Origin of the sequence: Streptomyces sp. HUAS TT11 (assembly GCF_051553595.1) — a bacterium.
Classification (GTDB): domain Bacteria; phylum Actinomycetota; class Actinomycetes; order Streptomycetales; family Streptomycetaceae; genus Streptomyces.
In genome coordinates, this window is sequence record NZ_CP196184.1 from 1,212,969 (window position 1) to 1,226,509 (window position 13,541).

The window sequence follows — 13,541 nt, forward strand, 5'->3', positions numbered from 1 at the left end:
CGCCCCGGGCCCCGATGGCGACCGGCTCGCGCGGGAGCCGGTCCGCGACCGGCACGCAACGGCGGACCCGGTCGTCGGGGAGCCGGCCCATCACGGATCGGCCGTCTGCCGCGTCGTAAGGGTATGAGCATCACTCTTCGACGGACTCCGCCGGCGGCCCGCCCCGCCGAGGACCTCCGCGCGGTGTCCCCGCGGCCGGCGGCCTCGCGCCTGTGCGCCACACCTGCCGCACATGCCGCGCGTGCCACCGGAACCTCCCGCAGAAGTCGGGTCCGATGATCACCGACCTGCATCTGGACGTGCGCGGACCGGCGCTGCGCGCCGGCCTCACCCACGCTCTTCGGGAGGCCGTGCGCATTGGGCGGCTGGCGCCCGGCACCCTGCTGCCGCCGTCACGTTCGCTCGCCGCCGATCTCGGTGTCTCCCGCAACACCGTGGCGGACTCCTACGCCGAGCTCGTCGCCGAGGGGTGGCTCACGGCGCGGCAGGGCTCCGGCACCCGGGTGGCCCGCCGCGCCGAACCGAACCCGGCCGCCCACCCGGCCGCCCGGACGAAACCCGCACAGCGTCCTGCCTTCGGATTGCAGCCGGGATCACCGGACCTTGCCGGATTCCCCCGCAGGGCGTGGCTCACCGCCGCGCGCCATGCGCTGACGGCGGCACCGCACGACGCCTTCGGCTACGGCGACGCCCTCGGGCAGGTGCAGCTCCGCACCGCCCTCGCGGGCTATCTGGCACGGGCCCGTGGCGTGTACGCCGAGCCGGAGCGGATCGTCGTCTGCTCCGGCTTCCACCACGGTCTCGCGCTGACGGCCCAGGCGCTCAGGACGCGGCAGGTACGGGCGGTGGCCGTCGAGGCGTACGGTCTCGACCACCACCGCGGGCTGCTGACCGGTGCCGGCCTTCGAACCCCTCCCCTCCACGTCGACGAACACGGCGCCCGCATCGACGACTTGGCGCGGCTGCGCGGAGTGGGCGCGGTGCTGCTGACACCCGCGCACCAGCACCCGACCGGCGGCACGCTGCATCCCGACCGGCGCACGGCGGCGGTGGACTGGGCGTGTTCCACCGGCGGGCTGATCATGGAGGACGACTACGACGGGGAGTTCCGATACGACCGTCCGCCGGTGGGCGCACTGCAAGGGCTCGCCCCGGAGCGGGTGGTGTACTTCGGCTCGGTGAGCAAGTCCCTGGCCCCCGGTGTGCGGCTCGGCTGGATGGTGCTGCCGGCAGAACTGGTCCCGGAGATCGTGGCGGCCAAGGGCCACGGCGACTACATGTCCAGCGCCCTGGGACAGTTGACGCTCGCGGAGTTCATCGCCTCGGGCGCGTACGACCGTCATGTGCGCTCGATGCGGCTGCGCTACCGGCGGCGCCGCGACGAACTGGTCACGGCTCTGGCCCGGAGGGCACCGGCCGTCCGCGTGACCGGTCTGGCCGCCGGACTCCAGGCGGTCCTCGAACTTCCCCGCGGAACCGAGTCCTCGGTCGTCCGGGCGGCGGCCCGGGAGGGACTCGCGGTGACCGGGATCGCGGCGTTCCGCTACGAACCGGCGGGATCGGACCGGGAGTCGCCCCGAAGAGACGCGCTCGTGGTCAACTACGCGGCTCCCCCCGACAGCGCGTGGGCCTGTGCACTGGACACCCTGTGCAGGGTGATGCCGTGAACCGCGGCCGTCCGCACCCGGGATGCCGCCGCTGTTCCACGCCCGAGGACATGTCAGCCGGCCGTTCATGGACGTTGCCGGGAGTCAGGAGAAGAGGACACAGATGAACGGCCGCCATGGCATCGCGCCCCTGTCCGAACTGCTCGAAGAGCGGCGGTATCTCCTCGACCTCGCGTACGGCCTCCTCCGCTCCGCGTCGAGAGCGGACGACGCGGTCGAGGAGACCTACAGACGCTGGTACGCCATGGGCGACGGCGAGATACCGAACCCGAGAGCATGGCTGGCCGACACGCTGGTGACTCATTGCCGGTCGCGCCCGGACGCGCCGGGCGACCCCGAGGCGTACGACGCGCCGGAGCGTGCGGAGCGCGGCCACGACATCGCCGCGGCGCGGGACGCCCCGGCACTCGGGGACGTCACAAAGGCCCCCGGCGCTCACGGCCCGGGCCGGAAAGCGGCGTTGCCGGGTGCCGAACCGTTCGGCGCCGCCGCACGCGGGGCGGGCCGGGCCCGTGATCACGGGCCGCGGTACGAAGCCCTCGGGGAGCTGGCACGGCAGTCCTTGCGCGCTCGTGCGGCCGGGCATGTGACGGCGGCGCAGCACCGGGCGGTCGTCGGTGAGTTCCGGACGGCGTGCCAGATCGGTGACGAGGGCCGTCTGGCGGCTCTGCTCGCCCCCGATGTCTCGGCGGTCTTCGACGGGGGTGGCCGGATCCGGACACCGGATCGTCCCGTCGGCGGGGCCCCGCACGTGGCGCGGAGCCTTGCCACGTTGCTGGCTCCGAGTACCGGCACCGCCCTCGCCGAAGAAAGCGTGAACGGCCGGGCCGGGCTGGTGGTGAGGTGCGGCCACCGGGTGGCGGCGGCGATCACCCTGGACACGCGCGCCCACCTGATCGTCAACGTCTGGCTCGTCCTCAACCCGGACAAGCTGCGCGGCTGGAACAGGTCATGACGGGTGGGCCGGAAGTCGCACCGCGCCCGCTGTCCCGGTCCCGCACGTCACAAACGCGCACGCTGTTCCGTCATACAGGGGTGAGGGTGACGGCCCGGCCAGCCGCCGCGGGCCGGCCATGGAACCGTCGCACAGTGACCATAGCCTCTGCCTATCATCGTCCGCGTATATGCGTCTTGGACGTTATGGTACTGGCCTTTCTACCATCCCAGACATGACACTCAGCGTCAGCTCAGGACCGCGGCCGGCGGGCTGCGCCACGTGCACCGCTTCAGCAGCCGAACCCGCCACCGTGCGGACGGCTCGACCAGCAGATTCCCGGCCGGACAGCGCCACCCCGGCGTCCCGTCCCGCGCCGGGGCCCCCGGAGCGACCGGACCGTCCGCGTGAGGAGGTTTCCATGAATTGGCGCGAAGCCGCGGCGTGCCGCACGGAGGATCCCGAGTTGTTCTTCCCCATCAGCGCCAGCGGCCCCGGAGCGGCGCAGACCGCCGCCGCGAAGGCCGTGTGCCTGCGGTGCTCCGTCCGGTCCACCTGCCTGGACTGGGCCCTGAACCGCCATGTGCAGGGAGTATGGGGCGGGACCACGGAGAGCGAACGGCGCGCGATGCACGGTCACGACGCCCGCGAGCGCGCCCGGTCGACGGCGGAAACGGCGGCCTGACCTGGTTCGGCCGTACACCCACTCCATCGCCGTACGCCCGGTTCGTCGCCGCGCGGGCGCGATGGAAGCAAGACACCCACAGAGACCCGGCGCGTTCGCGCGGACGTCTCGTCGTCCCTAGGATTTTGGCTCATGCGGGGTAAGGACGCGGGGCAGCTGAGCCCCGGCTCGAACCCGACACCGGACGACCAGCCCATGCTGATGGCGCTGGCCTTCAGGATGCTCGGCTCGACACACGATGCCGAGGACGTCGTGCAGGAGGCCTACGCCCGGTGGTACACGATGTCCGCCGCGGCCCGCGCGGACATCAAGTCCCCTTCGGCCTGGCTGGTGCGGGTGGCCGGCCGGATCTGCCTGGACCACCTGAGGTCCGCGCAGGTGCGCAGGGAGAAGTACACGGGTCAATGGCTGCCCGAACCGCTGCCGGACAGCGCGGCGTGGAGCAGCGTACCGGCCTCGGACCACACAGGAGATCCCGCCGACCGGGTCGCCCTCGACGAGTCCGTCACCATGGGGATGCTCGTGCTGCTGGAGGCTCTCACCCCGGCCCAGCGAGTGAGCTTCGTCCTGCACGACGTGTTCAAGGTCCCCTACGCCGAGATCGGCGCCATCGTCGGCCGCAGCACGGAGAGCTGTCGGGCACTGGCCGCGGCGGCCCGCAGGAGCATCACCTCCGCGCGCCGCAACGAGGCGGACCTGAAGGAGTACAGGCAACTGGTCCGCGAGTTCAAGAGGGCCTGCCAGACAGGCGAACTGGACAGTCTGATCCGGTTGCTGGACCCGCAGGTCACCGCCCGGGCGGACGGCGGAGGACACGTCCGTGCCGCTCCCCGGCCCGTCCACGGATCGGACAAGGCCGCTCGCTACCTCATCGGCGTGTGCCGCAGGGAGCCCGGTCTCACCATGGCACTCACGACGGTCGAGAACGCAGGGCATCGTCCGGCACTGGTGTGCCGGGTGGACGGAGCGGTGGCGGCCGTCGTCTCCCTGCAGATCGTCGGGTCCCGGATCACGGATGTGTGGATCACTCGGAACCCGGACAAGCTCGCTTCCTGGGCCTGACGACGGCAGCCTGCGGGGCCCGCCCGACGAACGCCGGGCCCACCGGCCGAGCACACTGCCACGGAATGCCCGGAACAGTGATCGACCACCGAATTGTCCCGGGGATATGTCATGAAATTGGACCACACTCCGCTGTCGCCGAGTGCGTAGCCTGGCGGACATGAAGACGAACGAAGCACAGGGGAGTCCGGGGCGCCGCCCCGGGAGCCTTCGCACCCCTGATCCGTCCGGGCACGGCGGTGGGGTGGCACCGGCGGTCCGCCCCGTCTGACGAGCCGAGGCCAGGTCGCGGGCGGGGCGGTGAACGTCCCGTCCTGCCCGCCTCGCCCGATTCGCTCCCCGACCTGATGCCGGCACACACCACCCGGCCACGCACTCGGAGAGTCCGCATCGAGGGGGGACACAGAAGGAATGAACGGTGGGCAGTTCCACGCAAACGGCAGGATCCGAAGCCCGGAAGGCCTTCGAGGCGGTCGGCGCGGCGCTCGCCGTGCTCGACGCGGAAGGCACGGTGGTCGGATGGTCGCAGGCCGCCCAGCGGCTCGTCGGACACTCCGCCGCGGAGGTGGTCGGACAGTCCGCGGCCATCCTGCTGGCGGCCGAGGAGGACCGGGCCAAGGCCGCGGCGGTCGCGGACCGGAGCGGTCCCGGGGGACGCTGCTCCTGCACGGCTCGGGTCCTTCACCGCGACGGCCGCGAGATCGACGTGGGCCTGTGCGCCGAGTCGCTGGCCGGCCCGGACGGCCGGGCCCAGTGGGTCGTCTCGGCGACGGACCCCGCCCTGCCCCCCTCCGGGACGGCGGAGGACACCGTCGCCACGAAGTCGCCCCCGGCCCCTTCCGGCCCTTCGCAGCACCCACCGATCGGCGTCGACATACAGGACACCCGGTTGCGTTGTATCTGGGTGAACGGCGTCCGGGGCGCCCAGGCCGAGATGCTCGAGGGGGTGATGCGCCAACTGCTCGACAACGGCGGCCTGCTGATCGACCCGGATCAGCAAGCCCTCCTTCAGGAGGATGCGTGCCAGGACGCCACGTCGACGGCCCCCGTCTTCCGTCTCGACGACGTCCTGGGCCGTGCGCTGGGCGTGTGCACCGTGAATCCCGGCACCACCGACGCCCGGCGCGCGCGAGAACGCCGGGCGCTTCTGGACGAAGCCGGCAAGCGCATCGGAACCAGCCTCGACGTCATGCGTACCGGACAGGAACTGGCCGACCTCGCCGTGTCGTTCCTCGCGGACTACGCCACCGTCGACCTGGCGGACCCGGTCCTGCTGGGTGAGGATCCGCTGACCCGCCCCGGCCCGGGGAAGCGACGCGACGCCCTCTTCCGCCGCGCAGGCCTCGCCTCGATCCACCCGGGAGCGCCGGAGTCCCTGTTCGCCCGGGGGGAGCCGGTGCTCGTCCCGCCCACCTCGCCCTACACCACCGCCCTGTCCGGCGGATCACATCTCTACCCGGTGGTGGACTCGTCCTCCAAGACGTGGCTGGACCAGGACCCGCTGCGCGCCCGAAGGATGAGCGAGACCGGGATGCACTCCCTAATGATCGTGCCGATCCACGCGCACGGCTCGGTGCTGGGCATGGCGGCGTTCATGCGGAGCCAGGACCCCCGGCCGTTCGAGGAGGACGACCTGCTCCTGGCCGAGGAACTCGTCGGCCGGGCGGCCCTGTCCCTGGACAACGCCCGCCAGTATGCGCGGGAACGCTCCGCGGCCCTGGCCCTGCAGCGCCATCTGCTCCCGCACCGGGCCACCGGCGCGCCCGCCGCCGACGTCGCCTGGCGCTACCTGCCCGCCGACAGCCACCACGGCGTCGGGGGCGACTGGTTCGACGTGATCCCCCTGTCCGGCGCGCGCACCGCGCTGGTCGTCGGCGACGTCCTCGGCCACGGCATCAACGCCGCCGCCACCATGGGCCAACTGCGCACCGCCGTACGCACCCTGGCCGACATGGACCTGCCGCCCGAGGACCTGCTGGCCCACCTCGACGAACAGGTCGTCCGACTCGCCGAGAAGGACGTCGAGCCGGGAGACCCGGCAGCCGCGACCATCGGGGCCACCTGTCTGTACGCCGTTTACGACCCGGCCACCGGGCAGTGCACGATGGCCCGGGCCGGCCACCCGCCGCCCGCGATCATCGACCGCCACGGCCAGGTCACCTTCCCCGAACTGCCCATCGGGCCACCGCTCGGGCTCGGCCTTGGCCCCTTCGAGTCGGTGACCCTGGACTTGCCCGGGAACAGCGTGCTCGCCCTGTACACCGACGGCCTCATCGAGTCCCGCGACCAGGACATCGACGCCGGCATGGACCGCCTGGCGGCCGCCCTGGCCCACCCCGGCCTGGACCTGGAGGACCTGTGCTCGAGCGTGGTGGACGCCCTGCCCGCCCAGGCGCCCATCGACGACGCCACCCTGCTCCTGGCCCGCACCCGGTCGCTGGGCCCGAGCCGGACGGTCTCGTGGGAGTTCGCGGCCGACCCGGCCGTCGTCGGCCACGCCCGGGCCCTCACCACCCGCCAGCTCGCCCGGTGGCAACTGGAGCACCTGGCCGATTCCACGGAACTGATCGTCAGCGAGCTGATCACCAACGCCGTCCGCCACGGCAGCGGTCCTGTCCGGCTGCGCCTGATCCGCCACCGGTTCCTGACCTGCGAGGTGTACGACACCAGTTGCAGCTCGCCGCGCCTGCGCCACCCCCGCGCCACGGACGTGAACGGGCGCGGGCTCTTCCTCGTCGCCCAACTGAGCCGCAAGTGGGGCACCCGCCACACCCCGGACGGCAAACTCATCTGGGCCGAACAGCAATTGACACCGAGGTGCATCGATCACTAGCGCTGCCCGCCGCCGCAGGCCCCCGATCACCGTTCACCGCAAGATCAGCGGTCGCCGTCGGTGTACGCGGGCCCTCCCGGACCGGCCCGGCGCAGTTCCCTGACGGGGTCGCCTCCCGCACCCCTCAGAAGCCGTTTCCGGCCGGTCATCGCTTCCAGGTCCAACTGGAGGGGCGACGGCGGCACGACGAGCACCGGGCACGAGGCGTGGGTGAGACAGTACCGGGCGACCGGAGAGCGCCATCGGCCCAGCCTCCTTCGATGCCCTCCCCCCACGACCAGCAGGTCGTCGTCCCGCCGAGCGATCTGGACGAGCGTGCGGCCCGCCGTCCCGGACACGGCCAGTCCCTCGACCTGCACGTCGTCGTCGGTGGCACCGAACACGTCGTTCAGCGTGTCGGCCAGGAGCCGCATCGCTGCCCTTCTGGTGCCCTTGGGTGCCGACGCGGCAGACCGGTGCGGCGGATCAGTGTCCCTCGGCCGCCAGACCAGTACGGCCAGCAACCGACGCCCGCTGAGCCGGGCTTCGACACCCGCTCGCTGCAATGCAACCACGCTGTTCAGAGAACCGCTGACCCCGACCACGATGCGCCGCTGTGCCGGTCCGTCCATGGGACTCCTCCTCCTGCCCTCGAGGAGATGACGTCCCGGCGCCGGGGTGTGTGATGTAGGACCGCTCACATCCGGCCATGCGCGGTCCTGCCGGCGAGGCGCTGAGACCAGGGGGAGAGCGGGTACGCCGTACGGCGCACCCGTCACGGCTGTGACAGCCGTCACCTCACGCCCGCCCGTGTTGTGTCGTCGATCCGGTGAGCGCGGCCCCCGGCCGTGCACATTCCCGGCGCTGCCTCTCGTCGCCCTCTGCACGCAGTGAGGAGACGTGCCGCCGGCCCCACCGGAACGGAAGGAACACATGTCCGACTGTCTTGAAGAACACCACGAGCCCAAGGGCGTCAGGACCGGCAGGACCACCCGGCGGGGAGCCGGGCGATGACGATCCCACTGCACAAGGACGCCCCCGTCGTCGGAGGAACCCGGCGCAGCGGCCATCCGGGACTCGCGCTGTTCGTCATCGCCACATGCCAGCTGATGATCGTGCTCGACAGCACGATCGTGAACATCGCGCTGCCGGACATTCAGCGCTCGCTCAGCTTCTCCACGACGGACCTGTCATGGGTCCTGAGCGCATACACCCTCACCTTCGGCGGGCTGATGCTGCTCGGCGGACGGGCGGGCGACATCCTGGGGCGCCGACGCGTTTTCACGGCAGGCATCCTTCTCTTCACCCTCGCGTCCCTGCTGGGCGGTCTGGCGCACGAGCCCTGGCAGCTCCTTGCCGCGCGGGCTCTGCAGGGGATCGGCGGCGCCATAGCGTCTCCCACCTCGCTCGCCCTCATCACCACGACGTTCCCCGAGGGACCCGAGCGCAACCGGGCGATGGGGGTGTTCGCCGGCGTCTCGGGCGCCGGCGCGGCCGTCGGTCTCCTGGCGGGCGGCATGCTCACCGAGTGGCTGAACTGGCGCTGGGTGCTGTTCGTCAACGTCCCCATCGGCATCGTGATCGCAGTGCTCGCACCGATGTACATCAACGAGTCCACGCGTCGCCCCGGGCACTTCGACATCGCCAGCGCCACGACCTCCACCCTGGGCATGGCGTCACTGGTCTACGGGTTCATCCGGGCCTCCGAGGACGGGTGGAGCGACTCCTTCACCGTCGCCTCTTTCGTGGCGGCGGCCGTACTCCTCGCCGCTTTCGTGCTGGTCGAATCCCGCGCCGCGGATCCCATCGTCCCGCTGCGCATGTTCGGCGACCGCAACCGCGTGGGCTCCTATGTCATGATCCTCTGCCTGGCCGGCGCGATGTACGGCATGTTCTTCTTCATCGTGCAGTTCTTCCAGATCGTGCTCGGCTACAGCCCGATCACCTCGGGTCTGGCCTCACTGACCTTCACCGGGGCGCTGGTCGTCGCGGTCGGGTTCACTCAGCGGTTCCTGCCCGTCCTCGGCCCCAGGCCGTTCGTGATCGTCGGATCCGCCCTCTCCATCGCCGGGTTGTACTGGCTGACGTTCATCGAGCCCGACAGCACGTACTCGGGCAGTGTGCTGGGGCCCATGCTCATCTTCGGTGCGGGGATCGGACTCAATTTCGTGACGCTGACCCTCACCGCGGTCTCGGGCGTCGCCCACCACGAGGCGGGAGCCGCGTCCGGTGTGCTCAACGCGGCACAGCAGGTGGGCGGCTCCCTGGGGCTCTCCATCATGGTGACCGTGTTCGGGACGGCGAGCCGTGACGAAGCGGAGCGCCGGCTGCCGTCCTTCATGGCACAGGCCAGTCCTGCGGAGAGGGCCCAGCTGACCCGGACGGGGCAACTGCCCGGCCATTGGGGACACGCAGTACTGACACAGGGCATTTCGTCGGCCCTCCTGACCGCCGCGGCCATGGCCGCCGTGGCACTGCTGATGGCAGTGGTACTCATCCGGGTACGCCGGAGCGACGTGGACGTCCTCAACGGCAGTGCCGGGGCGGCGGGTCACGTCCTGTAGCGCGCCGTCCCGGGTCAGAAGCCCGACCGTGCTCGAGGGCACGTCGGCAGGGCTCGCGGGAGGGGCCGGACGTCCGGCCCCTCTCATGAGCTCCACGGTTCAGAACGCCCGCCCGCCGCTCCCCCACGGCGCGCTACGCGGCGTCCCGGCTGCGCCAGGCATGCAGCTTGTCCGGGTGCATCATCACCCACAGACGATCGATGCGGTCCTCGTCGTCGAGATCGATCGCGATGACGAGGACGGTGGCCCCGCCGATCCGCCCGACCAGTCCCGGTCGCCCGCTGACCAGCTCCTCCTCGAAGGAGACTCCCGGCTCCTTGCGCAGGACTCCATGGCAGAACCGCGCGATCCGGTCGGCGCCGACCACCGGCCGCAGCGCGGTGCGGACCTTTCCGCCGCCGTCCGAGGTGGCCGTGGCGTTCGCGGCGAGCAGTCCGACCAGCATGTCCAAGTCGCCGGTCTCACAGGCCCGTTTGAACGCCGACACAACGTCACGATGCCGTGAGCCACGGACGCTCCGCGGCTGCGCCGCTCTGACGCGGCGCCTTGCCGACGAGGCGAGTTGACGGCATGCGGCCGACGAGCGGCCCACGGTCTCCGCGATCTCGGTGAACGGCACTCCGAAGACGTCGTGCAGGATGAACGCGACACGTTCGGCCGGGGTCACCGAGTCCAGGACCACCAGGACCCCCATGGTGACCGACTCGTCCAGACTGACCTGGTCCGCGGGATCCGTTCCCGGACCGGCGGGGCGCCCGGTGTCCCACGGCGCCCCGGGCAGGGGCTCGGGCAGCCACTCCCCCAGGTAACTCTCGCGTCGCACCCGCGCGGAGGACAGCTGGTCGAGACAGATCCTGCTGGCCACCCGCACCAGCCAGGCCATCGGTGTCCTGATGCCGCGCCGGTCCTCTTCGGAGAGGGCGTACCAGCGCGCATAGGTCTCCTGGACCACGTCCTCGGCGTCGTACGACGACCCGAGCATCCGGAACGCAAGGTTGAGCAGGGCCCGGCGCTCGCCGAACACGGCCGTCAGCGACCGGTCGTCGGCGTCGGACAGCGGTGTGTCAGTCATGCGGCTGCTCCCGCAGCACGACCTCCGCGCGGAGGGACCCGGTCCAGGGCTCGCGCTCCGCCTCGCAGCAGTGTCTCTTCGGCATGTCTCTACGACGGAGCGGGACCGGAAAACGTGAGGCCGGCCGTGCGGGTCCCGACAACCGGCCCCTGCGTCGCGCGCCGCGCGTTCCACCGCGACGCGGCCTTCCGGTCCCGGCACGGGAGCGGTGCTGTGGCCTCCGTCACCTCACATCCGCACCTCGCGCACCGTCGTAACTCGCGACACTTCCCGCCCGTGAACCGCTGACGCGGTCCTGAGAGAAGAGCTCAAGGTGACGATCAGCAACACCGAGGACCCACGCGAGTCGCCCCGCGGAGAGCGGCTGGCCGACTGGGCGGACGCCCGGCTGGGCCTCTACACCATCGCCAAGGCCAACATGCGCAAGATCTTCCCGGACCACTGGTCGTTCATGTTGGGCGAGGTCTGCCTGTGGAGCTTCGTCGTGCTGGTGCTGACAGGGGTCTACCTCACCTTCTTCTTCCATCCGTCGATGAACGAGGTCGTGTACCAGGGCGGCTACCTCCCGCTCAACGGCATCCGCATGTCGGAAGCCTTCGCCTCCACGCTCGACATCTCCTTCGACGTACGCGGCGGACTTCTCATCCGCCAGATGCATCACTGGGCGGCCCTGGTGTTCGTCGCCGGAATGTTCGTCCACATGATGCGCCACTTCTTCACGGGTTCCTTCCGCAAGCCCCGGGAAGTGAACTGGCTGTTCGGCTGGATCATGCTGGTCCTGGGCATGTTCGAGGGATTCGTCGGATATTCGCTGCCCGACGACCTGCTGTCCGGCACCGGGCTCCGGTTCCTCGAGGGTGCCATCCTGTCGGTACCGATCGTCGGCACCTATCTCTCCATGCTCCTTTTCGGCGGGGAGTTCCCGGGCACGGAATTGGTTCCGCGCTTCTACTCGATCCATGTCCTTTTGTTTCCCGCCGTCTTCGCCGCGCTGATCGTCGCGCACCTGATCCTGATCGTCTATCACAAGCACACCCAGTGGGCGGCGCCCGGCAGGACCGATCGCAACGTCGTGGGCATGCCGCTGCTGCCCGTCTATGCGGCGAAGGCCGGCGGGTTCTTCTTCCTGGTCGCCGGGACCCTGGCCACCATCGCCGCCATCGCCTCCATCAACCCTGTGTGGAGCTATGGACCGTACCGCCCCGATCAGGTCTCGACCGGAGCCCAGCCGGACTGGTACATGGGATTCGCCGAAGGTCTCATCCGCATCATGCCCGGGTGGGAGATCGACATGGCTGGGCATACCCTCGCCCTCGGTGTGCTCATACCCCTGATCGTGTTCCCGGTGGTTCTGCTGCTCATCGGCGTTTACCCCTTCCTCGAGGCATGGATCACCGGTGACAAGCGCGAGCACCACCTGCTCGACAGGCCGAGAAACCGGCCCGTGCGCACCGGGCTCGGCGTCGCCTGGATGAGCCTCTACTTCTGTCTGCTCGTCGGGGGCGGGAACGACATTTTCGCCACGCACTTCCATCTGTCCATCAATGCCGTCACCTGGGTCGTCCGCATCGCGCTTCTTGTCGTACCCGTGGCCTCATTCGTGATCACCAAGCGCGTGTGCCTCGGCCTGCAGTACCGCGACCGGGAAAAGCTGCTGCACGGCTCGGAAACGGGTGTCGTCCGCCGTCTGCCGCACGGCGAGTACGTGGAACTGCACAAGCCGCTCGATGCCGCACGGCGACATGTCCTGACGTCCCATGAGCAGTACCGGCCCCTGACACCCGGGCCGCAGGGGGACACGCGTGCGCGTTCCCGCCTCCAGCGGGTGAGGGTGCGCCTGTCGCGCGGCTTTTACGGGCCCTCGGCGCAGGTGGCCGAGCCGGCCGACGACGAGACGCGACGCAGCGTCGAGCACTGACCGCCCGGCCTTGCGACGGTGCCGCGCCGTGGCGGCGCCGCGGTGCTCATGACGCAGGGGATCGGCCTCGGGGCGGAACGCGAATGGCGTACCTTCCGGAGTGATCGACCGATGGTCATCAAGGAGGCCCGCGTTGTGGCGCGGGCCGGGAAGGCACGCCTGTGCTCAGTGTGATCGACGGCAACGGCACCGCCGGCGGCGGCTCGGGGATCGGCGAGGCCGTCCGGGGCGGCACCCGTCGGATGCCGACCGCCGCGCCGGAGGCCGATATGGCCCTGCCGACACGGCCTCGATGGGCCGCCGAACTGCTCGGGCGCGCCGAGGGTTTGACCGCATGAGCCGGCCGTCGCACGGCACACTGCATCACGTCGAACTGTGGGTGCCCGACCTCCGCCGCGCGCTCGCATCGTTCGGCTGGCTGTTCCAGGCGCTGGGGTACACCGTCCACCAGAACTGGGACGGCGGCCGCAGTTGGCGGCTCGGGCCGACCTATCTGGTCGTCGAGCGGTCGCCGGCTCTCACCGCCGAACGGCACGATCGCTGCCGGCCCGGACTGAACCACCTGGCCTTCCACGTCGAGGACGCCACCACGGTCGAGAAGCTGGTGGCCGACTCCGCCGGGCACGGCTGGCAGCTGATGTTCCCCGAGCGGCATCCGTACGCGGGCGGCGGGCGGCACTACGCCGCCTACCTGGAGAACGACGACGGATTCGAGGTCGAACTCGTCGCGATCGACCCACCCGAACCGGACCGGGACCGGCCGGCCCACAGTTCGTGACGATCACTCGGGGCGCTCACGGACCCGGCCCGCGCCGCGAGCGCTCGCC

11 protein-coding genes are annotated in these 13,541 nt (G+C 70.9%); 9 read left to right on the forward strand and 2 right to left on the reverse strand.

All coding sequences use genetic code 11. The features are described from left to right. The first annotated feature begins 275 nt into the window (after window positions 1-275). The 5 genes from ACSHXN_RS05695 (at window position 276) to ACSHXN_RS05715 (ending at window position 7,181) form a co-directional block, all read left to right on the forward strand. Window positions 276-1,667 carry a PLP-dependent aminotransferase family protein gene (locus ACSHXN_RS05695; RefSeq protein WP_438302757.1) on the forward strand — a complete coding sequence of 464 codons (1,392 nt, stop codon included), beginning with the start codon at window positions 276-278 and terminating at the stop codon, window positions 1,665-1,667. A gap of 103 nt (window positions 1,668-1,770) precedes the next feature. Next, window positions 1,771-2,622 (forward strand): RNA polymerase subunit sigma, encoded by an 852-nt coding sequence (locus ACSHXN_RS05700; RefSeq protein ID WP_355130111.1) that lies wholly within the window; start codon window positions 1,771-1,773, stop codon window positions 2,620-2,622. A gap of 400 nt (window positions 2,623-3,022) precedes the next feature. Continuing rightward, the gene (locus ACSHXN_RS05705) at window positions 3,023-3,286 is read left to right on the forward strand and encodes a WhiB family transcriptional regulator (RefSeq protein ID WP_355130109.1); all 264 of its coding nucleotides are present in this window, start codon (window positions 3,023-3,025) and stop codon (window positions 3,284-3,286) included. A gap of 132 nt (window positions 3,287-3,418) precedes the next feature. Continuing rightward, entirely contained in the window at window positions 3,419-4,348 is a 930-nt protein-coding gene (gene sigJ, locus ACSHXN_RS05710) for an RNA polymerase sigma factor SigJ (protein WP_355130107.1), read from the forward strand. Between the two features lie 418 nt (window positions 4,349-4,766). Continuing rightward, on the forward strand, window positions 4,767-7,181 hold the full coding sequence (locus ACSHXN_RS05715; protein ID WP_356291503.1) for a SpoIIE family protein phosphatase: 2,415 nt from the start codon (window positions 4,767-4,769) through the stop codon (window positions 7,179-7,181). Window positions 7,182-7,225: 44 nt separating this feature from the next. Here ACSHXN_RS05715 and ACSHXN_RS05720 read toward each other — a convergent pair whose 3' ends face one another. Continuing rightward, window positions 7,226-7,792 (reverse strand): universal stress protein, encoded by a 567-nt coding sequence (locus ACSHXN_RS05720; RefSeq protein WP_438302758.1) that lies wholly within the window; start codon window positions 7,790-7,792, stop codon window positions 7,226-7,228. 378 nt (window positions 7,793-8,170) lie between these two features. Here ACSHXN_RS05720 and ACSHXN_RS05725 point away from each other — a divergent pair, with 378 nt between their 5' ends. Beyond that, window positions 8,171-9,724 (forward strand): MFS transporter, encoded by a 1,554-nt coding sequence (locus tag ACSHXN_RS05725; protein ID WP_438302759.1) that lies wholly within the window; start codon window positions 8,171-8,173, stop codon window positions 9,722-9,724. A gap of 133 nt (window positions 9,725-9,857) precedes the next feature. On the opposite strand, the gene sigJ (ACSHXN_RS05730) is transcribed toward ACSHXN_RS05725, so the two are convergent. Then, complete coding sequence (sigJ, locus tag ACSHXN_RS05730; protein WP_356291499.1) at window positions 9,858-10,796, reverse strand: RNA polymerase sigma factor SigJ; 939 nt, start codon at window positions 10,794-10,796, stop codon at window positions 9,858-9,860. A gap of 313 nt (window positions 10,797-11,109) precedes the next feature. Between sigJ (ACSHXN_RS05730) and qcrB the strand changes: the two genes are divergently transcribed. From qcrB to ACSHXN_RS05745, 3 genes are all read left to right on the forward strand, one after another. Continuing rightward, complete coding sequence (gene qcrB, locus ACSHXN_RS05735; RefSeq protein WP_356291497.1) at window positions 11,110-12,714, forward strand: cytochrome bc1 complex cytochrome b subunit; 1,605 nt, start codon at window positions 11,110-11,112, stop codon at window positions 12,712-12,714. A 170-nt stretch (window positions 12,715-12,884) separates the two neighbouring features. Then, entirely contained in the window at window positions 12,885-13,052 is a 168-nt protein-coding gene (locus tag ACSHXN_RS05740; protein WP_355130095.1) for a hypothetical protein, read from the forward strand. Then, window positions 13,049-13,492: a VOC family protein gene (locus ACSHXN_RS05745; protein WP_355130093.1), complete on the forward strand. Its 444-nt coding sequence runs from the start codon at window positions 13,049-13,051 to the stop codon at window positions 13,490-13,492. The genes ACSHXN_RS05740 and ACSHXN_RS05745 overlap by 4 nt, the downstream gene beginning before the upstream one ends. Window positions 13,493-13,541 lie beyond the last annotated feature (49 nt).